At 68.5% G+C, this 24,365-nt stretch carries 16 protein-coding genes; 7 read left to right on the forward strand and 9 right to left on the reverse strand.

Annotated elements, in window-relative coordinates:
• Positions 1 to 12 precede the first annotated feature (12 nt).
• From glgX to QZM15_RS18960, 5 genes are all read left to right on the forward strand, one after another.
• Complete coding sequence (glgX, locus tag QZM15_RS18940; RefSeq protein ID WP_089466138.1) at positions 13 to 2,145, forward strand: glycogen debranching protein GlgX; 2,133 nt, start codon at positions 13 to 15, stop codon at positions 2,143 to 2,145.
• Positions 2,142 to 4,013, forward strand: a complete 1,872-nt coding sequence (gene treZ, locus QZM15_RS18945; protein ID WP_302107025.1) for a malto-oligosyltrehalose trehalohydrolase — start codon at positions 2,142 to 2,144, stop codon at positions 4,011 to 4,013. The genes glgX and treZ overlap by 4 nt, the downstream gene beginning before the upstream one ends.
• Positions 4,010 to 6,238 (forward strand): 4-alpha-glucanotransferase, encoded by a 2,229-nt coding sequence (gene malQ / locus QZM15_RS18950; RefSeq protein ID WP_302107026.1) that lies wholly within the window; start codon positions 4,010 to 4,012, stop codon positions 6,236 to 6,238. Before treZ ends, malQ begins: the two co-directional genes overlap by 4 nt.
• On the forward strand, positions 6,235 to 9,000 hold the full coding sequence (gene treY, locus QZM15_RS18955) for a malto-oligosyltrehalose synthase (RefSeq protein WP_302107027.1): 2,766 nt from the start codon (positions 6,235 to 6,237) through the stop codon (positions 8,998 to 9,000). Before malQ ends, treY begins: the two co-directional genes overlap by 4 nt.
• Before the next feature lie 541 nt (positions 9,001 to 9,541).
• Positions 9,542 to 10,792: a phosphatidylserine decarboxylase family protein gene (locus QZM15_RS18960; RefSeq protein ID WP_302107028.1), complete on the forward strand. Its 1,251-nt coding sequence runs from the start codon at positions 9,542 to 9,544 to the stop codon at positions 10,790 to 10,792.
• A 22-nt stretch (positions 10,793 to 10,814) separates the two neighbouring features.
• Here the strand turns inward: QZM15_RS18960 and QZM15_RS18965 are convergent, their stop codons facing one another.
• From QZM15_RS18965 to QZM15_RS19005, 9 genes are all read right to left on the reverse strand, one after another.
• Positions 10,815 to 11,060, reverse strand: a complete 246-nt coding sequence (locus QZM15_RS18965; protein ID WP_302107029.1) for a hypothetical protein — start codon at positions 11,058 to 11,060, stop codon at positions 10,815 to 10,817.
• Between the two features lie 312 nt (positions 11,061 to 11,372).
• Complete coding sequence (locus QZM15_RS18970) at positions 11,373 to 11,540, reverse strand: hypothetical protein (protein WP_302107030.1); 168 nt, start codon at positions 11,538 to 11,540, stop codon at positions 11,373 to 11,375.
• 317 nt (positions 11,541 to 11,857) lie between these two features.
• Positions 11,858 to 12,121, reverse strand: a complete 264-nt coding sequence (locus tag QZM15_RS18975) for a hypothetical protein (RefSeq protein ID WP_302107031.1) — start codon at positions 12,119 to 12,121, stop codon at positions 11,858 to 11,860.
• Complete coding sequence (locus QZM15_RS18980) at positions 12,108 to 20,186, reverse strand: hemagglutinin repeat-containing protein (protein WP_302107032.1); 8,079 nt, start codon at positions 20,184 to 20,186, stop codon at positions 12,108 to 12,110. Before QZM15_RS18980 ends, QZM15_RS18975 begins: the two co-directional genes overlap by 14 nt.
• 79 nt (positions 20,187 to 20,265) lie before the next feature.
• Complete coding sequence (locus tag QZM15_RS18985; protein ID WP_256940252.1) at positions 20,266 to 20,391, reverse strand: hypothetical protein; 126 nt, start codon at positions 20,389 to 20,391, stop codon at positions 20,266 to 20,268.
• Between the two features lie 31 nt (positions 20,392 to 20,422).
• The gene (locus QZM15_RS18990; RefSeq protein ID WP_226225980.1) at positions 20,423 to 20,752 is read right to left on the reverse strand and encodes a DUF1488 domain-containing protein; all 330 of its coding nucleotides are present in this window, start codon (positions 20,750 to 20,752) and stop codon (positions 20,423 to 20,425) included.
• On the reverse strand, positions 20,749 to 21,306 hold the full coding sequence (locus QZM15_RS18995) for a type 1 glutamine amidotransferase domain-containing protein (RefSeq protein ID WP_302107033.1): 558 nt from the start codon (positions 21,304 to 21,306) through the stop codon (positions 20,749 to 20,751). The genes QZM15_RS18990 and QZM15_RS18995 overlap by 4 nt, the downstream gene beginning before the upstream one ends.
• Before the next feature lie 258 nt (positions 21,307 to 21,564).
• A complete protein-coding gene (locus QZM15_RS19000) occupies positions 21,565 to 21,930 on the reverse strand; it encodes a DUF3022 domain-containing protein (protein ID WP_059575213.1) in 366 nt (121 codons plus the stop codon).
• Between the two features lie 85 nt (positions 21,931 to 22,015).
• Positions 22,016 to 22,483: a hypothetical protein gene (locus QZM15_RS19005; RefSeq protein ID WP_275920434.1), complete on the reverse strand. Its 468-nt coding sequence runs from the start codon at positions 22,481 to 22,483 to the stop codon at positions 22,016 to 22,018.
• A 155-nt stretch (positions 22,484 to 22,638) separates the two neighbouring features.
• On the opposite strand from QZM15_RS19005, the gene QZM15_RS19010 reads away from it, so the two are divergent.
• Both QZM15_RS19010 and QZM15_RS19015 read left to right on the forward strand, forming a co-directional pair.
• Positions 22,639 to 23,001: a DUF3175 domain-containing protein gene (locus QZM15_RS19010; RefSeq protein WP_060967428.1), complete on the forward strand. Its 363-nt coding sequence runs from the start codon at positions 22,639 to 22,641 to the stop codon at positions 22,999 to 23,001.
• Between the two features lie 41 nt (positions 23,002 to 23,042).
• On the forward strand, positions 23,043 to 24,365 hold the full coding sequence (locus QZM15_RS19015) for a sodium:proton antiporter (protein WP_060310429.1): 1,323 nt from the start codon (positions 23,043 to 23,045) through the stop codon (positions 24,363 to 24,365).

The raw sequence follows: 24,365 nt of genomic DNA on the forward strand, positions 1-24,365 counted from the left end.
GAGAACCGCCCCATGCCGACCGCCCTCCCCACCCGTCTCGAATCCGGCCGCAGCTATCCGCTCGGCGCGACCTGGGACGGTCTCGGGACCAATTTCGCGGTGTTTTCCGCGCACGCGCATCGCATTCAGCTGTGCGTGTTCGATCCGACCGGCCGCAAGGAACTCGCGCGCCTCGACCTGCCCGAATGCACCGACGAGGTGTGGCACGGCTACCTGCCCAACGCGCATCCGGGCACCGTGTACGGGTTTCGCGCGGACGGCCCGTACCAGCCGCAGAACGGCCATCGCTTCAATCCGACCAAGCTGCTGCTCGATCCGTACGCACGCAAGCTGGTCGGCCAGTTCCGCTGGTCGGACGCGCTGTTCGGCTATCGCGTGCATTCGAATCGGGCCGATCTGTCGATGGACCGCCGCGATTCGGCGCCCGCGATGCCGAAAGCCGTGGTCGTCGACGAAGCGTTCGACTGGAGCAACGACCGGCGCCCGAACGTGCCGTGGCGCAGTACCGTGATCTACGAGACGCACGTCCGCGGCGCGTCGATGCGCCGCGCCGGGCTGCGCCCGCCGGAGCGCGGCACGTTCGCGTCGCTCGCGCATCCGGCGTTCATCGATCATCTGCTGTCGATCGGCGTGACGACGGTCGAGCTGTTGCCGATTCACGCGTTCCTGCAGCAGCGCGAGCTCGTGAAACGCGGGCTGCGCAACTACTGGGGCTACGACACGGCGGCGTTCTTCGCGCCGGAGCCGTCGTATCTGACGACGCGGCGACTCGACGAAATGCGCATCGCGGTGCGCCAGTTGCACGCGGCCGGCATCGAGGTCGTGCTCGACGTCGTCTACAACCACACGTGCGAAGGCAACCAGCTCGGGCCCACGCTGTCGTGGCGCGGCCTCGACAACGCGAGCTATTACCGGCTGCGGCCCGACGATCCGCGCTACCACGTCGACGAAACCGGGTGCGGCAACACGCTGAACATGTCGCATCCGCGCGTCGTGCAGATGGTGATGGATTCGCTGCGCTACTGGGCCACCGCGTTCAACATCGACGGCTTCCGCTTCGATCTCGGCGTGACGCTCGGCCGCGAGGATCACGGCTTCGAACCCGGCGCGGGGTTCTTCGACGCGCTGCGGCAAGACCCCGTGCTCGCGCAGCGCAAGCTCATCACCGAGCCGTGGGATCTCGGCCCCGGCGGCTATCAGCTCGGCCGCCATCCGCCCGGCTTCGCCGAGTGGAACGACCGGTTTCGCGACACCGTGCGACGCTTCTGGCGCGGCGACGCTGGCCAGCGCCCCGAACTGGCGGCACGCTTGTCGGGCTCGGCCGACCTGTTCAATCACGGGCGGCGCCGCACCTGGGCATCGATCAATTTCGTCACCGCGCACGACGGCTTCACGCTCGCCGATCTGGTGTCGTACGCGGGCAAGCACAACGACGCGAACGGCGAGGACAACCGCGACGGCCGCGACGACAACTGCAGCGCGAACTGGGGCGCCGAAGGGCCGACCGACGACGCGGCGATCCGCGACGTGCGCCGGCGCGTCGCGCGCTCGATGCTCGCGACGCTGTTTACCGCGCTCGGCACGCCGATGCTCGTGGCGGGCGACGAATTCGGCCGCACGCAGCAGGGCAACAACAACGCGTATTGCCAGGATAACGAACTGTCCTGGCTCGACTGGGACTTGGCGCACGGCGACGAAGGCATCGAGATGACCCGCTTCGTGTCGCGGCTCGCCGCGCTGCGGCGCATGTACCCGGTGATGTCGGCGCCGGGCTACCCATCGGGCGACCGCGACGGCGCGCCGGGCATGCGCGAGATCGAATGGTTCGACGAACGCGGCGACGCGCTGACCGTCCCCGCGTGGGAAGACGGCGAACGCCGCGCGCTGACGATGCGGCGCGTCGGCACCGGCCGCACCGGACGCACCGAGGCGTTGCTCGTGATGCTGAACGCATCGGCCGACACCATCACGTTCATGCCGCCCGCGCCCGTACTCGATTACCGGATCCTGCTCGACACCGCGACGCCCGACTCGGGCCCGCGCTCGTGGCCGGAAGCGGGCCTCGACGTCGCCGCGCATGCGGCCGCGATCGCGGTCGCGGCCGTGCCGCCGCCCGATCAGTCTCCTTCCCGAGGATCGCCATGACATCCCGTTCCGCCCGCCCAACCGGCACGCATGCATTCGAATCGTCGTTCGGCGCGACCTGCGTCGATGCCGACCACACGCGTTTCCGGCTGTGGGCGCCCGCGAGCCGCACGGCCGCCGTCGAGCTGCAGGACGAAGGCGGCCGCGCGATTCCGATGACGCCGGCCGGCGACGGCTGGTTCGAGACGGTCGCGCCGTGCGGCCCCGGCACGCTGTACCGCTACCTGCTCGACGACGCGCTCGCGGTGCCCGATCCCGCGTCGCGCTTCCAGCCGTACGACGTGCACGGACCGAGCCAGATCGTCGATCCAACCGCGTACCGCTGGCGTCACGACGCATGGCGCGGCCGCCCGTGGCACGAGACGGTGCTGTACGAGCTGCATGTCGGCGCGTGCGGCGGCTACGCGGCCGTCGAGCGGCGGCTGCCGACGATCGCCGAACTCGGCGTGACCGCCGTCGAGCTGATGCCCGTCAACGCGTTCCCGGGCGCGCGCAACTGGGGCTACGACGGCGTGCTGCCGTTCGCGCCCGACGCGTCGTACGGGCGGCCCGAGGAGCTGAAGTCGCTGGTCGACACCGCGCACGGGCTCGGGCTGCAGGTGTTCCTCGACGTCGTCTACAACCACTTCGGCCCCGACGGCAACCTGCTGCCGCGCTACGCGCCCGAATTCTTCCGCGCGGACCGGCAGACCGCGTGGGGACCGGCGATCGACTTCTCCCGCCCGCAGACGAGCGCGTTCTTCATCGACAACGCGCTGTACTGGTTCGACGAGTACCGTTTCGACGGGCTGCGCATCGACGCCGCGCACGCGATCGGCGACGACGCATGGCTGCGCGAACTCGCGCGCCGCGTACGCGCGCACGCGGGCGACGCGCGCCACGTGCATCTCGTGCTGGAGAACGAGCGCAATACCGCGAGCCTGCTCGGCCCGGGCGGCTTCGACGCGCAATGGAACGACGACTTCCACAACAGCGCGCACGTGCTGCTGACGGGCGAGCGCGACGGCTACTATCGCGCGTACGCCGACGCGCCGCTGCGCCATTTCGCGCGCACGCTCGGCGAAGGCTTCGCGTATCAGGGCGAACCGTCGCCGCTGCACGACGGCGCCGCGCGCGGCGAGCCGAGCGCGCACCTGCCGCCGACCGCGTTCGTCGTGTTTCTGCAGAACCACGACCAGATCGGCAACCGCGCGTTCGGCGAACGGCTGCGCGCGCTCGCGAACGACGACGCGGTGCGCGCGGCCACCGCGTTGATGCTGCTCGCGCCGTCGATTCCGCTGCTGTTCATGGGCGAGGAAGACGGCAGCACGCAGCCGTTCCAGTTCTTCACCGACTATCGCGGCGCGCTCGCCGACGCGGTGCGCGAAGGCCGGCGCCGCGAATTCGCCGCGTTTCCCGCGTTCGCCGATGCCGCGCATCGCGACGCGATTCCCGATCCGAACGACATCGCGACGTTCGTGCGCTCGTCGTCGCACCATCCGCCCGACGAATCGTGGCCCGACGCGGCCGCGTGGCGGCGCTTCTACCGCAGCGCGCTGGCCGTGCGCGCGGCGCTCGTGACGCCGCACCTGGCCGGCGCGCGGTCGCTCGGCGTCGATCTGCTCGCGGGCGACGGCGACCCGCCCGCGCTCGCCGCGCGCTGGCGCCTCGGCGACGGCAGCACGCTGACGATCGCGCTGAATCTCGGCTCGCACGACGCGACGCTGCCCGCGCTGCCGGTCGGCAAGATCGTGTTCGAGACGCCGCCGCGCGCGCGCGACCGGCTGCCGGGCGGGCACGTGCCGCCCCGCGCGTGCATCGCGTGGCGCGACGGCGCGGTCAACCAGGATGCGCGGCATCACCGCGCGAACGGACGGAGTTCATCATGACGACCGACGTTCCGATCGCGGCGCTCGCCCGTGCGGCCGGGCTGGAGCCCGACTGGACCGACTCGGGCGGCGTCGCGCGGCGCGTGGACGACGACGCGCTCGTCGCGCTCGTCGATGCGCTCGGCTGGCCGTGCGGCACCGCGATCCAGCGGGTCGACAGCGCGGCGGCGCTCGCCGACGCGAACGCGGCGCCGCCGCGTACCGTGACCGGCGACGCCGGCCTGCCGCTGACGCTGCCCGCGACCGTCGCGGCGCCGGGCGCGCGCTTCAGGATCTCGCTCGAAAGCGGCGGGCACGTGGACGGGCGCGTGGGCGGCACGGGCGAACACGGCACGCTGCCGCCGCTCGCGATGGCCGGCTATCACGCGCTCGACGTCGGCGAGCAGCGTATCGGGCTCGCGATCGCACCGCCGCGCGCGCGGCCGTTCGACGCGTTCGCGCGCACACGCGACGCGAACAGCCGCTGGGGCATCGCCGCGCAGCTCTACGGCCTGCGCCGCACCGGCGACGACGGCGCGGGCGACTACACAACGCTCGCGCGGCTCGCCGCGCACGCGGCGCGCCACGGCGCGCAGGCCGTGGCGATCAGCCCGACGCACGCCGGCTTTCCGGCCCTCCCCGCGCACGACAGCCCGTATTCGCCGTCGTCGAGGCGCTGGCACAACGTCGCGTATCTCGACTGCGACGCGGTGCCGGGCGCCGATGCCGCGCCGCGCGCATCGGCCGCCGTCGCCGACGCCGCACTGATCGACTGGCCCCGCGTGCTGCCGGCGAAGCTGCGCCGTCTGCGTGCATGCTTCGACGCATGGCGAGCGAGCGACGACCCGTCGCGCGACACGTACCAGCGGTTTCGCGCGGCGGGCGGCGCGGCGCTCGACGCGCACGCGCGCTTCGATGCGCTGCAGGCGTTCTGCATCGAGCACGGGATCGGCGCGGATTGGCGGCAATGGCCGGCGCAATGGCGCATGCCGGGATCGGCGGAAGTCGACGCGTTCGCGCACGCGCATGCCGACACGATCGCGTTCCACACCTTCCTGCAATGGTGCGCGTCGCGCGCGCTCGGCGACGCGCAGCACGCGGCGCGCGGCGCGGGCATGGCGACCGGGCTGATCGCCGATCTCGCGGTCGGTTCCGATCGCGCCGGCAGCGACGCGTGGGCGCACGGCACGACGCTGCTGCGCGGCGTGTCGCTCGGCGCGCCGCCCGACCTGTTCAATGCGGCCGGCCAGGCGTGGGGCGTGACGACGTGGACGCCCGCGGCGCTGCGCGCGGACGGCTTCGTGCCGTTCATCGAGCTGCTGCGCGCCGCGTTCGCGCACGCGGGCGGCATCCGCATCGATCACGTGCTCGGCTTCGCGCGGATGTGGATCGTGCCGGACGGCGGCTCGCCGCGCAGCGGCGCGTACCTGCGCTATCCGCTCGACGATCTGGTGCGGCTCGTCGCGCTCGAGGCGGCCCGCCATCGCGCGATCGCGATCGGCGAGGATCTCGGCACCGTGCCGGCCGGATTGCGCGAACGGCTCGGCGCGCAGGGTGTCGCGGGCATGCGCGTGCTGTGGTTCGAGCGCGACGCGAACGGCGCGTTCCGGCCGCCGTCCGCATGGGATCGCGATGCGATCGCGACCACCTCGACGCACGACTTGCCGACCGTGGCCGGCTGGTGGCGCGGCGTCGATCTCGGGTGGCGACGCGTCGCCGCCGACGCCGAAGCCGGTAAACGGCGCGACGACACACCGCCGCGCGACGTGGCCACCCCGGCGCCGGACGATGCGAGCGCGCACGATTCCGACGAGATCGTGCAGCGCATGGCGTTCGGACACGATACCGTGCAGCGCCCCGAGCCGGGCAAGCCGATGCCGCCGCCGGCTTCGCCGCCCGAGCTGCTCGCCGCCCACGCGGAACGCGCCACCGAGCGCGCGGCGCTGTGGCGCGCGCTGCAACAGGCCGGGTGCGCGCCGGCCGGCGCCGCGGTGCCGCCGGCCGACATGCCGCCGGTGAACGCGATCCTCGGCTACGTCGCGAGCAGCCCGTCGCCGCTCGCGCTGCTGCCGCTCGAGGATCTGCTCGCGCTCGACGCGCAGCCGAACCTGCCGGGGCCGCCGTGCGGCCATCCGAACTGGCGGCAGCGTCTGCCGCGCACGGTCGACACGCTGTTCGACACCGACGTGCGCACGCGCATCGCCGCCGTCGTGCATGCGCGCCGTTCGCGGGGGCGCCGCTCATGACGCCGCGCGCGACGCTGCGCCTGCAGTTGCACGCGGGCTTCACGTTCGACGACGCGGCCGCGCACGCCGACTACTTCGCGCGGCTCGGCGTGAGCCACCTGTACCTGTCGCCGGTGTCGACGGCCGAGCGCGGCTCGCTGCATGGCTACGACACCGTCGACTACGGCGCGCTCAGCGCGGAACTCGGCGGCGAAGCCGGCTTCCTGCGGCTCGTCGATGCGCTGCGCGCGCGCGGCCTCGGCATCATCATCGACATCGTGCCGAACCACATGGGCGTCGGCGGGTCGTCGAACGGCTGGTGGAACGACGTGCTCGAATGGGGGCCGGCGAGCCCGTACGCACGCACCTTCGACATCGACTGGCATCCGCCCGACCCGGCGCTCGACGGCAAGGTGCTGCTGCCGTGCCTCGGCGCGCCGTACGGCGATGCGCTCGCGGCCGGCGACATCACGCTGCGCGCCGATCCGGCCGCGGGCCGCTTCTACATCGCGTGTCCCGGGCGGCGGCTGCCCGTGGCCGCCGCCACCTACGCGGAAATCCTGCGCATCGCGAACCGCGCGGACCTGAACGCGCTCGCCGAGCGCTTCGATGCCGCGCCGGCACGCGGCAGCGCGCGGCTGGCCGCCGCCCATGCGGCGCTGCGCGATCATGCGGCCGCGCACGGCCCGCACGCGCTCGACGCAGTATTGCGCGGCGCCGACCCGCGCCGCGCCCGCTCGCGCGCCTGCCTGCATCGATTGCTCGAACGCCAGCACTACCGGCTCGCGTGGTGGCGCACGGCCGCCGACGAGCTGAACTGGCGGCGCTTCTTCGACATCGCGACGCTCGCGGCCGTACGCGTCGAAGACGACGCGGTGTTCGACGCCGTTCATGCGCTGCCGCTGCGCCTCCACGCGGCCGGGCTGGTCGACGGCGTGCGCGTCGATCACGTCGACGGCCTTGCCGATCCGCGCGCGTACTGCCGGCGGCTGCACGCGCGGCTCGCCGCGCAGCGCGACGCGCGGCCCTACATCGTGGTCGAGAAGATCCTCGCGCCCGGCGAGGCGCTGCGCAGCGACTGGGCCGTCGACGGCACGACCGGCTACGACTTCATGAACGACGTCGGCGCGCTGCTGCACGACCCGGCCGGCGCCGCACCGCTCGCCGCGCACTGGGCGGCCGTGTCGGGTTCGGCGCGCACGTTCGCGCAGGAAGCGCTCGACGGCAAGCGGCGCGTGCTGATGCGCCAGCTCGCCGTCGAGCATGCGCGCGTCGCGCGGTTGCTGCACGGGATCGCGCGGGCGTCGCCCGCGACGCGCGACGTGAGCCGGCTCGCGATCCAGCGCGTGCTCGGCGAACTCGCGGTGCGGCTGCCCGTGTACCGGATGTATCCGGCGCCGGGCGACGAACTCGCCGACACCGACCGGCGCGTGCTCGCCCACGCGTATGACGGTGCGTATGCGGCTGTCGATCCGACCGACCGGTTCGCGCTCGAGCGCGTGGCCGCGTGGCTCGGCTTGCCGGACGTGCGCGTGCCGCGCGCGAACGCGGACGCGCTGGTCGCGGCGCGCGTCGCGTTCGCGCAGCTCACCGCGCCGCTGGCCGCGAAGGGTGTCGAGGATACGGCCAACTATCGCTACGGCCGGCTGCTGTCGCGCAACGAGGTCGGCGCCGACGCCGGCGACTTCAGCCTGTCGCGCGGCGCGTTCCATGCGCGCAACCGGCGTCGCGCGCGCACCGTGCCGCACGGGCTCGTCGCGACGGCCACGCACGACCACAAGCGCGGCGAGGACGCGCGTGCGCGGCTCGCGGTGCTCAGCGAGGCGCCCGATGCGTGGCGCGCGGCATCGCTCGACTGGTCGGCGCTGAACCTGCCGCATCGCGGCGGCGCGCACCGCGACCTCGCGTGGACGCCCGGGCCGGCCGCCGAGGCGATGCTGTACCAGACGCTCGTCGGCTGCTGGCCGCCCGCGCTCGCACCCGACGATGCGGCCGGCCTCGACGCGCTCGCGACGCGCGTCGTGCAATGGCAGACGAAGGCGCTGCGCGAAGCGAAGCAGCACACCGACTGGCTCGCGCCCGAGCCCGACTACGAGCGCGGCTGCGAGGCATTCGTTCGCGCGATCCTGACGCCGCGCGGCGCCGGGGATTTTCCGCATCGGCTGCATGCGTTCGTCGCGCGGATCGCGCCGGCCGGCGTCGTCAACAGCCTCGCGCAGACGGCGCTGCGGATCGCGTCGCCCGGCGTGCCCGATCTGTATCAAGGTACCGAGTCATGGGATCACTCGCTCGTCGATCCGGACAACCGGCGCGACGTGCCGTTCGCGACGCTGGCGGCCGAAGCGGTCGACGCGCCCGTTACGTCGTATCTGCCGACGTGGCCCGACGCGCGCGTGAAGCGCGCGCTGATCGAGCGGATGCTGGCGCTGCGGGCGCGATGGCCGACGACGTTCGCGGATGGCGTGTACGTTCCGCTGCGCGTGCGCGGCAAGTTGGCGCGGCATGCGGTGGCGTTCGCGCGGTGCGACGATGCGGCGACCGTGGTGGTGGTCGCGACGCGGCTCGCTTGCCGGTTGCTGGGCGAAGCGCCCGGATTGCCGCGCGTGGAACCGGCGCGATGGGGTGATACGGCCGTCGTGCTGCCGCGCGGCGTCGAAGGGCCCTGGACAGACGCGTTGAATGCCGGGGACGCGATCGATGCGCCGGATGGCGTGCTGGCGCTCGATCGCTGTCTGGCCGAGTTGCCTGTGGCGGTGCTCGTCGCGGCGCGGCATGAAAACTGAAGGCGATGTCCGATTGACGGTAGCCCGGGAGCAGCCCGCGATCGATTTTGTGCAAAAACGTGCCGCGAATAATCGATCTTTCAAACGCGTGATCGGCTTTCACCCGAAACGTCCGATCGCTAGCCAGTTTGTTCGGCCGACGATCTGCGTCAGCGACCTTACGACCACTCCTCCGGCGGCATCTCGCCGCGGTCGTCTTCCCACAGCGGTTTCGCCGCCTCTTCTCCGCGGCTCGGCGTCACCGGCCCGTTTCCGCTTGTGCCGCGGTCACCGCGCTCGGCCCGCCGCGCGCCGTCGCGCGGCGCCGCCTGCGCTCGCACTCGAGCCCGCGTACGTGTCGGCGTCACGGTCCGCTGCCCGTCGCGGCGACGCTCGTCCGTCGAGCCTGCATCGTCTGTCTGTCGTGCGTTCGAAGCTGTAGCCATTCCGTTCTCCTGAGTCATCGAAAGAAACCGGTCGCCCGAACGCAGCAATTTCGGTGCCGCCGGCCGGGCAAGCATCTTGCTCCGGTGATTCGACCGAAACCGTTCCGGAGGTGACGATGCCGACGAATCGCAACACGCCGCCCGCCACGCGCCGCCGCCTCGGCGGATGGATGGCCACCGAGGAATCCCGCATGGCCGCGTTCCGCGAAAAAATCGCGAACGAAGCCCGCGCGCATGCCGGCGAGCGGCTGCGCACGCCGGCCGTGCAGGACCTCGCGCGGCTGTTCGACGACAACGCGGTGCTGCGCATGAGCCTGACCCGCGCGATCGACGAGGCGTGCGAATCGGGATACCGGCTCGGCTACACGTCGATCGGCGAGCTGATGACCGTGCTCGACCATCTGATGACCTACACGCCGCCGTTCAGCGAGGAAAGCCTGATCGTGTGCCCGCTGAACGCGTTCTTCGACTGGCCGATGTGCATGCCGTCGGGCCACGCGGTGTTTCGCGACGCGGCCGTGAACGCGCAGTTGAAGCGCGTGCTGAACGTCTGGTGCGACTTCCTCGGCGGCCCGCACTCGCGCGTGCATCTCGACACGTCCGCGCCCGACGGATGGTTCTGCGACGCAGCACGCAAGCGTCTGGGGCTGTCGCAGTTCCAGTATCGTGAAGATCAGCCGCACTGGGGCTTCGATTCGTGGAACGACTTCTTCACGCGGCGCTTTCGCGATGACGCGCGGCCCGTCGCGGCCCCGGACGATCCGCACGTGATCGTCAGCGCGTGCGAAGCCGCGCCCTATCACGCCGAAACCAACGTGAAGCTGCGCGACACGTTCTGGATCAAGTCGCAGCCGTATTCGCTGCGCGACCTCTTCACGCCCGCGTGGCTGCCGCTCGCCGAGCGCTTCGTCGGCGGCGACGTCTATCAGGCCTACCTCAGCGCGTACAACTATCACCGCTGGCATGCGCCGGTGCGCGGCGTCGTCACCCACGCGTATCGAGTCGACGGCACCTATTATTCGGTCGCCGAAGCGGAAGGCCCGGACCCGGCCGGGCTCAACGACTCGCAGGGCTACATGACGGCCGTGGCCGCACGCGCGGTCATTGCGATCGCGAGCGACGATCCGGGCATCGGCACCGTGGCGGCCGTGTTCGTCGGGATGGGCGACGTATCGTCGTGCGTGGTCGAGGTCGTGCCGGGGCAGCGCGTCGACAAGGGCGACGAGATTGGTTACTTCCAGTTCGGCGGCTCGACCTACTGCCTGCTGTTCGAGCCCGGCGTGATCGACCGCTTCCTGTACGCGCCGCCATTCGAAGGCAAGCCGCCCGTCGTGCAGGTCAATGCGCCGGTCGCGGTCGCGCGGTGAGCGCGGCGCGAGGCCCTGCGCATCACCCGTCGGTCGCCTCGTTCAGGCCGATTGCGTGGGCAGCCGCGTCGTCATGACGCTGCACGCCCCGCAGCACCGACAGGCCGTCGGCCGTCAGCGCGGGTCGGTGCGCGCCCGACGCGTCGTCGTGCTCCATCACGATCAGGCGTCGTTCGACGAGCGCGACGACGTCGTCGCGATCGATCTGGATCTGCTCCGGCGCGTGATGCGCGAGGAACAGTGCGGCGAATTCGTGGGCGGTCAGCATGCTCGTTTCCCCGGTTGACGGTTGCGCTCGATGCGACGACGGCGTCGCATCGGCATGCGGCGCGTATCGTGCGCCGGCGACGTCAGGGGCATGCAGGGACCGTGCCAAGTGGCATACTTCGGCCGGTATCCGTGCCGCGCCGATGCCACGTGATAGGGCACTTGGGGGCGATCGTGAACCGCTGCAAAGTTTTCAACGGCGTGTAACGTCGCCGCCGTTGGGTTCCGCGCTGCTGATATGACTACCGGTCGAATCACTGCCGGCGATCGCGCTCCTCAGTTCGTTTAGCTTACCGACCGCCTATTAATCTAGTCAGTAGGTATAACGCCTAAAAAACCATTTCCTTATCAGCAGTGCACCAATAAATACACCGGCAGCGGTTACAGCAACCCAGTAAGCAATTTCTTGCCTATGCATCATCTTGGCCCACTTTTCTCGAACAACCATCCAAGCTCGTTTATCGAATTTCATCTTCGTCATGCGAGCAATCATCTCCGTTTAGGTTGCATGCCAGGAATTGTAAAAACTGGAAAACTAACACTGGTGGAACCACCTCCACCCAGATTTGGCGCACGTGTAAGTCCGCCAAAACCCACACCTACTCATGAATGTATCAGGCGCCACGCAGACGTAACTGAACGATATTGCCAAACTGATGAACGGCCGCCCTCACCAGACCCGCAACTGGAAAACCCCTGAAGAGTCCATGGCGATGGAATTGGATGCCGCCGGATTGGCTAAACGTTGCATTCGATTCTTGCGACTGGCTACTATGAAGATAGCCATTTATACAAGCCTCATTTACGGTTATCTTCCTGGTATGTCTTCTTTGCTTTACGCCATGCCGAACCGCCGAATGGTTTAATATTCAGCATATGTGCTCGACTTGCAAATCCTCCGATCAGAGCGAGAGCGAATCCAATGAGTGCCACCATTCCACCGAAGATGGTCGGGGCAATTAACTTAAATGCACAGAACATCAACGCAAAACCCGCAACAATGAAAATCAACCTAATCCAATCAGTGAAATTTCCATTTTCAATGATTTTAATTTTTCGCACCTTCTCCTCCATTGGTCGAGATGCCATTTGCCACGGCTTGCCAATATGAGTTCATCCAACCCTGAACTTTCCCGACGCTTTGATCGTTGTTAAATGTGTTTCCAATTGCGTTAATCACGGGCGCAAGAATCGGATATCTTCCAGAAACGTAATTGGATAGAACATTGACGCCACCAGTGACCCAATATTGCCCGACATTGGGACTTAGTGCCTGGCCCACCGCATCGGCACCCACTCCAACCACAGTGGTCGCATACGATATTCCTGCAAATGTCGGGGCGAGTGGCGTAGGTGCCGATGCTAGTGCACCAGTGACGGCTCCGAGCCATCCAGCCGTTGTCGACGTAGCCGACGCCAGGTCGCCCGTCGTCGCCTTGACGTAATTCGCATCCGATTTGTCAAACTTCGTAAACGGCCCCGTTATGTTCCAGCTTCCACCGTTTCCGTTGGGAGTGTAAGTAACGCGCGGCACGTCACCGGCCGGCACCGATCCCGCATTCGTCGCGATGTACGCCTGCAATTCTGGATTAGGCTGTGCTGTAAGCTGCGTGAGGATCGTTTTCCCATCACTGGTCGTGCCGCCCGACACCCATCGCGCTCCCGAATCGGCGGGCAACTGACCAATCAGCGTCGTGGGCGCCCCGGACGCGTTCGTCCCGTTCACATTGGCGTCCATGATACGCATCTGGTCTTCGATCTGGGCTTGCGAGTATTTCCCCTTGCTTTTATCGGCAAGCTGCTTCGCGAGCGTCTTGTCTTCAACATGCAACTGCCGATTAAACCGATCGACGTTGTACCCCGAGAACGCTCCCGCGTCGCCGCCCACAGCGGCGCCAGCCCCCGTCGCGATCACGTTCGCCACGATATTGCCCAGCGCCTGATTCATATTGGCATTGCCGGTCGGATCACTGCCTGCGATCGCGCTGCTCAGTTCGTTCAGCTTGCCTGCGGCAATCGACGCGACCGCCGCGCCGGCAGCACCGCCAACCGCGTTGCCGCCGGCCAGGCCCGTCACCAGCGCCGCACCAGCACCTTGCATCAGCGCGCGATTCGCTCCGCCTTCCTTCCACGCATCGACACCTGCCTGGTCACCGTTGGCAGCCGCATCCTTCATCATCTTGTCCGCGTAGTCTCCGATCCGGCGCGACACCGCTTCGCCGGCCGCGCTGGCTGCAGCCATCATGTCCGACTGATTGGCCAGCAGGTTCTGCACGTCGGGCAGTTTGGCGACCGTCCCGTTCGTGTTCGTCGTATCGCGGCTCAAGCTCGCCGCATCCTGCTTCTGGTTCACCGAATCCGTGATCGTGACCGTTCCGGCGCTGACACCGCTCTTCGTCGTCGCGCTATCACTTCCGCTGTCGTTCTGGCCAAGCATGGGCGCGGCACCACCCGCGTTCTTGCCCGACGCGCTTCCATGCGTGCTGTAGTTCATCCCGCCGTCGCCTGTCGTCGCGCCCGCGCTGAAGCCACTCGAGCTCGCGTCGTAGTGCGACTGGTTCTGGATGTCCGAGAAGGTGAGGGAACCTGTCGTCAACGAATTCTTCGACGCATCCGCGCTACTCGCGATCAACCCACCCTTCAGGTCCGTATTGCCGGTGACGTTGATATTGAAGCCCTCATCGCCCGCCTGAATGCCGGCCTGCTCATCGACACCCGCATAGCTGCCCGTCGCATTCCCTTTGCTCTGGCTGAAGCTCGCGCTGGCGCCACCCTGACTGATGCTGAAACCGCCACCCGAACTCGACTGATGCGCCGCGCTCGCCAGCGTATCCTGCACGCTGGCGATGTTCAGGTTTCCGCCTACGTCGGCATTCACCTGATTGCCTTTCACGTTCGAGCCGATGATGTTCGTATCACCGCCCGACATGATCGTCACACCGTTTGCAGCATTCACGTGGCTGTTGTTCTGCGTGGCCAGATCGCTGTTACCGTCGCCGTTGGCTTTCGACATCGCCGCCGAGATACCGAACCCGCCCGTGCCGACCGACACACCCACGCTCGCGCTCTTCGACTCGTTCGTGCTGCGCGTCGAATCGGTATCCGTCGTATTGACGATGTTGACGTCGTTCTTCGCGGCCAGAATCACGTCGCTCGCGTTCACGTTCGATCCGGCAATCGTCACATTGCCGCTGCCCGCCTGACCGTTGCCGGTTGCCGCAAACGCCACCGTTCCGCCGGCGTTCACATTCGAGCCGCGATTCGTCACGCTGTCCTCGCTGAACGCGCTCTTGCTGTGGCTGCTGCCGACGCTGAGTTCGACCTTGAACTCGGGTGTCGCGCCTCCGGCCAATGCCGCCGCGCCTGCGCCCACCGCATCGATTGCCCCGCTCGCGGCTGCCATCCCGTGCAGTGCGGCCGCACGACCATCCTGACTCTTGCCGGCTGCGCGCGACTGGCCCACCACCTTCGACACGGCGTCGATCACCGGCGCCTTCAGCGCGAGCGTCAACCCGCTCTTCGATACTTCCTGCGTCTGCGCGCGATGACCAGTGGCCTGTGCCGCATCGATCGTCACGTTCGCGCCCGTGCCGCTGATGTTCCGCGCGGCAATCAGGTCGCTGCCCGTCACACGCAGGTCGTTCCCGGCGACGATGCTCAGATTGCCGTTGAGCGAGCCGATCGTGCTGCCATTATTCGACACCTCGCTCGTCTGGCTCGTCGTCTTCAGCGAACTGCTGCCCACCGACACCGACAGGCCGCCGCCAGACATCAGCCCCGTTTCCTTCTTCTGGTAGTAGCTCGACGACGCGAGCGCATCCTGCGTCGTCGTGACGGTCACGTTGCGCGCCGCGCTCAGCGCGACGTCGTTCGTACCGACGACGGTGCTGCCCTGGATAATCAGATCGCGGCCAGCAGCGATCGTCACGCCATCGGCCGATACCAGGCTGCCCTGGTTCAGCGTCATCGTCTGGTCGATCCCGCTCGCGACCTTCGTGCCGCTCACCACGCCGCTGCGGCTGTGCGTTTCGTGCGCATTCAGTTCGTGCGTGCCGGTCGCCGCGCCGATGTTCACGTCGCCCCCGGCCGCCAGCGTCGCATTGCCCTTGTCCAGACCGATCGCGCTGCCGATCACGTTCAGGTCTTTACCCGCCACGATCGCCACGCTGTCGCCACCGGTCAGCGTCGTGCCGCTCAGGGCCTGATCTGACGTGTGCAGCGACTCGGCATAGCCGCGGCTGCCCTCGCTACCCGAGCTGGTACTGTTCACGGTTGACGTCGCGCTCGCTGCGCCCAGTGTCACGGTGCCGCCGGCCACGACCGCACCGCCACCGCCCAGTTCGATCTGCGCCCCCTTTGCGGTGAGATCCCTCCCTACGACGATCGCCGACTTCCCGCCGACCTTGACCGCACTGCCGGTGGATCGATTGACTTCCGTGTCCGACACGCCGTTCGCGCGCTCGACTACCTTGTGCTCGCCGACCTGCTGCGCGCCGAGCGTCCAGTCGCCGCCGACCTGCATCCCGAGATCGCCGCCGACACTCAGATTGCCCGCGTTCTGCCGGAAGTTGCCGCCCGTCGCGATCGCCGCGTCGCCGGCCACGTCGATGCCCGCTTGCGGCCCGAGCGTCGTCGACACGCGCGTCGCGCCGTCTGCGCTCGCCTGGCTGCGCGTGTGCGTCGCGGTATCGAGGATCAGGTCGCCGCCTGCTGCCAGCGCCAGACCGCCGGCCTTCACGCTTGCCGAGGTCAGATCGACTGTCCCGGTCGTCGCCAGCGTCATCCGGCCGCCGCTTTGCAGCGCACCGAAGCGGTTGTCGAGGCTCCGGCCGCCGATCGAAAGGCTGTCCGCGGCGCGGAGCGTGCCGCTGTTCGAGAACGACTGCACATCCTTCAGATCGACGTTTCCGCCTGCGATCAGCGGGCCGTTCATGTCCTGCCGGCTCGCCTGTGCGAGATACACGACTGGCACCAGCACCGATTGCCCGTCGACGACACGCGTCTCCAGCAGCACCACGTTGCTCGTGAGCTGCGCGACCTGTTCGGCCGACAGGCTCGCGCCGAGCGGCAGATCGAGGGATTTCGACAGCGCGGCACCCGACGACAACAGCGCCTGATACATCGATTCGATGTCCGTGTACGGCCCGAGCACCGCCTTGCCGGTCAGGGAGGTGAGTTGATTGCGCACCAGCCATTGCTCGTAGAACCCGTCTCCAACGCGCTTCGCCGTCTGCTCCGGGTTCAGCCCGAGCTGCTGCAGATAGTAGTCGCTCGACATGAACGCGCGTCGGCTCGTGAACGCCGGGTTCGTCTCGATCAGGTAGTTCGCGTTCGGCGCCGGGTTCGGATGGAACAGGCCGCCCTGCGGAATCGTCAGGTTCTTCAGCACGTCGACCGCCGTCGCGCTCGCGATCACGCGGTCGATGCCGCCGCCGACCGCGCCAACGTCGACACCCGGCGGCAGGCCGATCGGTGGGCGCCCCGCATTGCCGGCCGGGTTGTCGATACTCACGCCCGTGCCGGAGAGCGTGCCGTTCGTGACGAAGCTCGATTCGTAGCTCGGCAGCGCGTACTCGCGAATGTCCGATGGCGCATTGCAGCCCGGCGTGTCGCAGAACGAATAGCTCCAGAACTTGGTGCCGTCGTAGTTTCGGTACCAATATTTGCCCGTGTAGGTCACCTTGACCTGCGGCGCGAGCTGTCCCCTCCAGCTATCCTGATCGAGCGTGCGCGGTATCTCGATATCGCCAGCCGCCGTCACCTGGCTCCAGTAGTTCTGGAACGTGTCGACGGACGACGCGTTCAGACTCCCGCCCACCACGATCTGCGCGGCCGGACTGATCTTCGAGACAAGGTTCGCCAGCGGCGTGCCGGTATAGGTCGTGTATTGGTACGTGCTGTTGTACTCGCCACCATGCGGCGGCTCGACGTAGACGCCGCCGATGCTGTCCGGATCCTTGACGCCGACCTGGCCGGTGCGGCCGGACAGACTGATCCCGAGCCGCTCGAGCAGCGTGGCATCGACTTGCGAGGTCCATGCCGTTTGCATGTCTCGACGCGTGTTCGTCACGAGATCGGCATGCAGCGCCATGTCGCCGTCCGACTGGATCAGGCCTGACTGATTCAGGATATGCGCAGCCTTCGTGTATTGGCCGGCTGCATCCTTGCCACCCGCCAGCACCACACGGCCAAGACCGTAGATCGCGGTCAGCGCCGGGGTATCGGTTGTCGTCGTGTCGTCGCGGTTCTCGATGTTTTGCGCGAGCAGTTCGAGCAGCCCATCGCTGGCAGACGCCCCGATCAGCGCGGTCGGCCCGACGTTCGCCAGCGCAGACGCAGCCGAGAGCGACACGCTTGCGCCCACCAGCGTGCCGGTGTTGATCAGCGTGTTCGACTGCGTGCGCAGCCGGCCGCCCGCTGCCATTGCGCCACTGTTGACGACGTCGCCCGCATCGACGCTCAGGTCGTTCACGCTCATCAGACCGGCGTCGTTGTTGAACGTCCCCGGCAGTGTGAACGCCAGATTGCGGCCTGCATTGAACTGGTAGTCCGACGTGTTCGTAAAATCGCCGCGCAAGTACAACGCCAGATCGTTCGCCGCGCTATACGCTCCACCGCCGTAGAGCGTGCTCGCGCGGATCGACAGATCGCGCATCGCGCCGATCTGGCCACCCGCGTTGGAGACTGCGCCGGCAGTCGTGATGCCGACGTCGCCGCCGGCGCCGGTGATTCCGCCGCCGTCGTTGTTCAGGCTATTTGCGCGAAGCAGTACATTCGCGCCGTTCAATTGGCCGCCCCGTCCGTTGGTCATGGAACCGGCATCGAGCGTCACGTCACCGTTCGCGGCAAGCGCGCCGCCCGTGTTGTTCAGTTCGCCGCCGATGTGGGCCGAGATCGAACCGAGCGCGGCCAACGTGCCGCCGATGTTGTCGAAGGCGCCTGCCGACAACCCGATGGTGCCACGGCTCAGGATCGTGCCACCGGCGTTCGTCAGCAGCCCCGAACCGAGGCCCGGCATCAGCGCCAGCGTGCCGGTACCGGCGTGCACGATCATCCCGCTCGCGTTGTCGAGCGCCGCCGGTGCCAGTGTGAGGTTCGTGCCGTTGGTCTGGATCGTACCGCTCGCGTTGTCGAGCGTGCCGCTGACGTCGACCGTCGTTTCCTGACTGCCGTACTGCGTGAGCGTGCCGCGCGCGTTGTGCAGATCCGTGGTCTTCACGTTCAGCCGATCCGCCGCCATCGCGCCGTCGCGGTTGTCGACCAGGGCCGCCGTGACTTGCAGTGCGTGCTGTGCCGTCAGGCTGCCGTGATTCACGACACTACCCGCCTGCACGGTCACGTCTCCGTTGCCGCCGATCACGCCACCTTGCACACCGGTCGCCGTCGTGCCGCCGGCATTCGTCAGCCGGCCGGTCGCCGACAGTGTCAGGCCGTCGCCATTGAGCGACACGATCCGGCCCGCCGAGTTGTCGAGCGACGCGCCCTTCACCGACAGCGCGCCGCCGCTTTGCATCGTGCCGGCACGGTTTGCGATATCGCCGGCACTGAGCGTCAACGCCCCGTCCGTGACGAGCGTGCCGCCCTGGTTCTCGAGCCGTCCCGATGTATCGATTGCAAGCGGGCCGACTGCCGAAAGCTGTCCGCCACGATTCGACAGCGCGCGGGCCGCGAGCGTCGTGCCAGCCTGGCTCGACAGCGTACCGTGGTCGTTGACGAGTACGCCTGCGGCACGTGCATCGATCGCACGTTGCGCGCTGGTCGTCGCGTTCGTCAGGTTCAGGCCGCCAGCGTGAGCAAGCAGCGAAACGTTTGCGTTCGCAGCCGTCTTCGAGCCCGACAGGTCGATGCCGCTGCCCGTGAATGCGACGTTGCCGCCCGCGACGTTCCGGCCGTTCGCCGTCAGCTGACCGGTCGCGGTGACGATCAGGTCGCCGTCATGGGTTACCGCGCCGTCCGCATTGACGCCCGCGCCCAACGAGCCCGTCGACGCGACGCTGTCGGCCGAGACGTTGAGTGCGTGCCGTGCGGCCAGGGCACCGTTATTCGACAGCGTGCCGGTCGTCGATACCGACACGTTGCGCTGCCCGTACGTCGTGCCGTCGTTCCGGATACCGCCTTGCGCGGTGATTGCGAGATTGCCGGTCGCGTTCGTCTTGCCACCGAGCACGAGCTGGCCGTTCGACTGCAGCGTCAGATCGCCCGACTGCGCGGCGATCGTCCCGGCGTTCGCCACCCCTACGCCGCGTTCGTTCGAGACGAGCAGGATCCGCTCGGCGTACATGCCGCCCAATTGGCTGACGTCGATGGCGACGCCCGGCGCGGCGCCATCGCCCTCGATTGGCGTCGCGGCGAGCGTATCGCGATCGACCTGACTGGCGCCTGCGATCACGTTCAGTTTTTTCGCGTGGATCGCTGCATTGGCCTGCACGGCGCGCGCGATCAGATCGACCTGATCGACGCTCGATGCGTCCAGACCCGCGCCTTGGACCGTGATCAACCCGCGATTCACGTGGTAGCCGGCGAGCGAGCCGTCGGCACCATAGTACGGCCGCCCGGTCGTCAAGGTGGCGCGGCTGGTATTGATGAAACCGCCGCCGTCCACCACGATGCCGGCCGGATTCGCGAGCACCACTTCCGCGCGGTTGCCCGCGACCTCCACATAGCCTCGAATCTGGCTGGCGGCCGTGCTGTTGACCTGATTGACGATGATGCGTGCCGATTGCCCGGGGCCGAAGTTCGGGTTGCCGTTGATCATCCCCGCCTGCTGCGTGTGCACCATCGCGGGCGAGTTGTTCAGCAGCGCGCCGTTGCGGTGCACATCGAACCGATCGTAGTTGTTGACCGATACGCCGGCACCGCTCGGCGCGGCGATGTTGACCTGCGGCAAGCCGTTCGGCGTCTGGATGACGTGGGTCGGGGTGCCTGGCGTCGGTGCGATTTGCGCCCAGGGGATCGCGGGCATGGCACCGAGCGCGGCGGCCAGCGTCGCGATGGACGCCCTGCGGGATGTGCGGCGCGCACGCGCGTCGCCGCTCGCTGATTTCCCCGTGGTGGTCGCGGTTTCCGCGACTGCGACCGCCATCCCTCGGCGCCTGGAATGCACCAGACGGTAGGTCTCTTTGTTCATCGCTCTGACGCTGGTACTTGTTAGATCGATGAACCGTATTCGGAATAATTTTTGAGAAACGGAGAACGTTTCTCAAATGCTACGGAACAGGCAAAATCGGACCGGTCTGATTGACGTGCTTTGCACCATGATCGTAGCGAGAGGCGAGCAGCCCAACTTCGCTCATGCCGCGCTGAAACAGCGTCAGCCGGCTGTCGAGTTTCAAGCTGAAGGCGCCGAGCGGACGCCCGCCCGATTCAGGGCCGCCGCGAGCGAAACAGCCCGGCCCTCGCTGCGCCTGCCGGCGCACGGAAATACCCGCTGTGCAGCACCACGTCATGGTTGCCGCTCGCCAGCACGTCCGCGCATGCGGCTTCGATCCGCGCACGGCCGCGCTCGAACGCATCGCGCAAGTCGGCTTCCAGCGCGGAGCGCGCGCCGAAATGGTCTTCGAGCGCCTCGACGGTGATCGCGCAGTCATGCGGCACGCCACCGACCTCGACGACGAAGCGCATTTGCAGCGCCGCGCCGTCGAACGCAGGCGGTTCGTCGGTCAGCGTGACGGCGCGCGGGGAACCTGTCGTCATCGGCTCACGCCCCCCCGCGCCGCGAGGCGCTCGACCAGCGCGCCGTTGAACGCGGGCAGGTCGGCCGGCTTGCGGCTCGTGATCAGGTTGCCGTCGCGCACGACTTCCTCGTCCACCCACTTGCCGCCCGCGTGGCGGATGTCGTCCTGCAGGCTCGGCCAGCTCGTCATCGTCTTGCCGTCGACCAGCCCGGCCGATACCAGCAGCCAGCCGCCGTGACAGATCGCCGCGACCGGCTTGCCGGCGCCCACCGCCGCCGTCACGAATTCGCGCGCGGCGGGCACCATCCGGATCGCGTCGCCGTTGATGACGCCGCCCGGCAACACGACCGCGTCGTAGTCGCCTTCGCGCGCCTCGTCGAACGTGCGATCGACCTTCACGCGCTCGCCCTTGTCGACATGCCTGAAGCCCTGGATCTCGCCACCCTTCTGCGAAATCACGTCCACCTGCGCGCCTTCTGCCGCGAGCGCGCGCTGCGGTTCGACGAGCTCGGCTTCCTCGAAGCCGTCGACCGCGAGAATCGCTACCTTGCAATGATCCAGCCTGCCGCTCATGAATGCCTCCGTGGAAGGTGTGGCACACGTCGTGCCGTGTTCGTCGCGCAGCAATCGGCGTGCCGCGTGCTCAAGGCGCCGCAGGCGGCACGCCGCGGCAACCATGCGCGCTTGTATTGCCCTGCAATCGGGGAACGACCCGCGCGCCGGCGTGCGTATGCCTCTCGTCGTCTCGCCTGCCCCGTTCGTCACGGTCGGCGGTGCAAACTTTTCAACGGGATGTAAGCCGACGCCGTGCGCCCGTTCGATGCGCCGCGATCACTGCAAATGACGCGCGGCGTCGAGCATCGCGTCGGTCAGCTCGACCGTCAGCGTCAGATTCTCGTCGGTATCGGGCAACTGTTCGAGCGTCTGTTGCACGGCGTCATGCAACATCGCATGCACGCGCATCCGCGCCCCGTCGTCGAGGTCCGCATAGCGTTCCATCGTCGAGCATTCGAGCGCGAGCACGACCGAATGCCGCGCCGCCTCGGGTGGCGCCTCGACCGCGTTCGCCCACGCCGCATGAAACATGACCCTGCCCGTTTCGACGTCCACGTGCACCGTCGTGTCGAGATCGTCCATGTCGCCTGCATCGTCGTCGATCTCGTCGTGCTCCAGAAAAATCCGGGAATTCGATTGCATGATGTCCTCCTGCGTGGTGACGGCGCGCCCGTCCCGGGTAACCGCGCCGCCATCGCGCCGTGCCGGCCGCGCCGGCACGACACCGTCAATAACCGCTGGAACCGCCGCCCGTCCCGCCGGCCCCGCCGCCGCCCGTGCCCGTCGAGCCCGCCGACCCGCCGTTGCCGGCGCCCGTCCCGCTCGTGCCACCCGAGCCGCCCGTGCCGCCGGCCCCACCGGACCCGCCGCCGACGCCGCCGCCGGGGGAGCCGCTGCCGCCCTGGCCGGCACCGTTCGGGCCGCCGCCCGGCTTCACATGGCCGGCCGACCCGCTGTGCGACCGCATTCCGTGCTTCGCGCCATGCCGCTGGGTGCCCGCCGGCGGCGGCGGCGCGGCCGTATTGCCGTTGGTGCCCGGCGTCGACATGTCCATCGACGGGTTTGGCGCGCCGGTGCCCTCGTCGGAGCGCTGCGAGTTCTGCGCCCACGCGGCCGGCGCGGCCGCGGCGATCGCGACGGCCGCGCAGCCCAGCACGTGCCGCGCGACGAACTTCGATTCGAATACTGACTTCATGGCGTTTTCTCCCTATGGACGATCGCGTGATGGAAATTCCTGCTCCGGTCTTTCAGCAAGGCCCATGCCGCCACCGGCGACGTTCGCGATGCGGCACGCGGTTTGCTCCCCTGCTGCGCACGACTTGTCCGTGACCCATACGGAGCCTCTGCCTTATGCCTTCCGCTTCTGCTTCCGCTTCCCACGCGCACGGCAAGCGCCACACGCGCCGCCCCGGCCGCGCGCGCGGCGCCGACCCGAACCACCGCAAGCGCTGGTCCGGCGAAGTCACGCAAAAAAGCGATGCGCTCGACATCGAGCCGGACATCTTCAAGTCCGACGATCCGGCGGCGATCGCCGCGTCGCTGAAGCACTCGGCCGAACACAGCCGCCGCCGCAAGGCGTCGCCGTTCCAGTCGGCGATGTCGATGCTGAACTTCTACGTGAACCGCGCGGGCCGCAACCTGCCGAAAACGCGCCGTGCAACGCTCGAACGCGCGAAGCGCAAGCTGCGCGAAGCGTTCGGCCGCAAGCCCTGACGGCTGGCGCGTCGCCCGTCTTCCCTCCGCTGCGATCACACATGCACGAAACCCTCTGGTACCTGATCATCGGCGCGGTGCTGCTGGGCATGGGCGTCGTGACGTCCGCGTTGCGCCACCTGCCCTGCAGCTCGGCCATGATTTACCTGGTGCTCGGCGTCGCGCTCGGCCCGAGCGGCGCCGGCCTGCTGCATCTCGACCTCGAACGCGACGGCCCCCTGCTGCGCGCGATCGTCGAAGTCGCGCTGCTCGTATCGCTGTTCGCGATCGGGCTGCGGCTGCGCGTGCCACTGTCCGACAAGCTGTGGCTCGTGCCGTGCCGCCTCGGGCTGCTCGCGATGGTCGTCACCGTGCCGCTGCTCGCCGCGTGCACGGTGCTCGCGCTTGGCGTCGGCTGGGGCCCCGCGCTGCTGCTCGCGGCGATCCTCGCACCGACCGATCCGGTGCTCGCGCACGACGTGCAGGTGCACGACCCGGGCGACCGCGATCTGGTGCGCTTCGCGTTGTCCGGCGAAGGCGGGATGAACGACGGCATCGCGCTGCCGTTCGCGCTCGCGGGGCTCGCGCTGTGCGGCGCACCGGGCGCGACGCACGGCATCCCGCCGCTGTCCGGCACGTTCGCGCTGGTCGCGCTGTGGGGCATCGCCGGTGCGACGGCGATCGGCGGCGGGCTCGGCTGGGCCATGACGAAGACGATCGGCTGGCTGCGCACGCGCCACGCGCAGGCGCTCGGCCTCGAAGGCTTCTTCGCGCTCGCGCTGATCGTGCTGTCGTTCGGCGCCGCACAGCTCGCGCACACGTTCGGCTTCATCGCGACGTTCGCGGCCGGCGTCGCGATGCGGCGCGTCGAGCATCGTGCGAGCGGCGACCGTCCGCCGCGCGAAGTGATCGGCCAGATCGATTCGGAAGACGTCGTCGCGACCGAAAAGCATCCGGACAAGGCGCATGCGTTCATGGCCGAATCGGTGCTCGGCTTCACGATCGAGCTCGAACGGATCGCGGAGGCGATCGTGATGACGATGATCGGCAGCGTGCTGTCGACGCTGCCCGGCCCGCTGTTCACGTGGGGCGCCGCCGCACTGGCCACCGTGCTGTTCGTCGCCGTGCGCCCGCTCGCGGTGCTGGTCACGCTCGTCGGGTCGCGGGCGACGCATGCGCAGCGGCGGCTGATGGCGTGGTTCGGCATCCGCGGGATCGGCTCGTTCTACTATCTGCTGTTCGCGCTCGAGCACGGGCCGTCCGAGGCCGTGCGCCCGCTGGCGGCGCCCGTGCTGGCCGTCGTGTCCGCGTCGGTGGTGGCGCACGGGGTCTCCGCGACGCCGCTGATGAACTGGTATTACCGGTTGCAGCAGCGCCGTCGCTGA

The organism is Burkholderia sp. AU44665 (assembly GCF_030504405.1).
GTDB lineage: Bacteria > Pseudomonadota > Gammaproteobacteria > Burkholderiales > Burkholderiaceae > Burkholderia > Burkholderia semiarida.

What these genes read in the sequence shown, in the direction of transcription:
- QZM15_RS18965 (WP_302107029.1), bottom strand. Translation starts at nt 11,060, where the DNA reads ATGCTGACCGCCCACGAATTCGCCGCACTGTTCCTCGCGCATCACGCG.
- QZM15_RS19015 (WP_060310429.1), top strand. Translation starts at nt 23,043, where the DNA reads ATGCACGAAACCCTCTGGTACCTGATCATCGGCGCGGTGCTGCTGGGC.
- QZM15_RS18960 (WP_302107028.1), top strand. Translation starts at nt 9,542, where the DNA reads ATGCCGACGAATCGCAACACGCCGCCCGCCACGCGCCGCCGCCTCGGC.
- QZM15_RS19000 (WP_059575213.1), bottom strand. Translation starts at nt 21,930, where the DNA reads ATGCAATCGAATTCCCGGATTTTTCTGGAGCACGACGAGATCGACGAC.
- QZM15_RS19005 (WP_275920434.1), bottom strand. Translation starts at nt 22,483, where the DNA reads ATGAAGTCAGTATTCGAATCGAAGTTCGTCGCGCGGCACGTGCTGGGC.
- QZM15_RS18995 (WP_302107033.1), bottom strand. Translation starts at nt 21,306, where the DNA reads ATGAGCGGCAGGCTGGATCATTGCAAGGTAGCGATTCTCGCGGTCGAC.
- QZM15_RS18990 (WP_226225980.1), bottom strand. Translation starts at nt 20,752, where the DNA reads ATGACGACAGGTTCCCCGCGCGCCGTCACGCTGACCGACGAACCGCCT.
- QZM15_RS18980 (WP_302107032.1), bottom strand. Translation starts at nt 20,186, where the DNA reads ATGAACAAAGAGACCTACCGTCTGGTGCATTCCAGGCGCCGAGGGATG.
- treZ (WP_302107025.1), top strand. Translation starts at nt 2,142, where the DNA reads ATGACATCCCGTTCCGCCCGCCCAACCGGCACGCATGCATTCGAATCG.
- treY (WP_302107027.1), top strand. Translation starts at nt 6,235, where the DNA reads ATGACGCCGCGCGCGACGCTGCGCCTGCAGTTGCACGCGGGCTTCACG.
- malQ (WP_302107026.1), top strand. Translation starts at nt 4,010, where the DNA reads ATGACGACCGACGTTCCGATCGCGGCGCTCGCCCGTGCGGCCGGGCTG.
- QZM15_RS19010 (WP_060967428.1), top strand. Translation starts at nt 22,639, where the DNA reads ATGCCTTCCGCTTCTGCTTCCGCTTCCCACGCGCACGGCAAGCGCCAC.
- QZM15_RS18970 (WP_302107030.1), bottom strand. Translation starts at nt 11,540, where the DNA reads ATGACGAAGATGAAATTCGATAAACGAGCTTGGATGGTTGTTCGAGAA.
- glgX (WP_089466138.1), top strand. Translation starts at nt 13, where the DNA reads ATGCCGACCGCCCTCCCCACCCGTCTCGAATCCGGCCGCAGCTATCCG.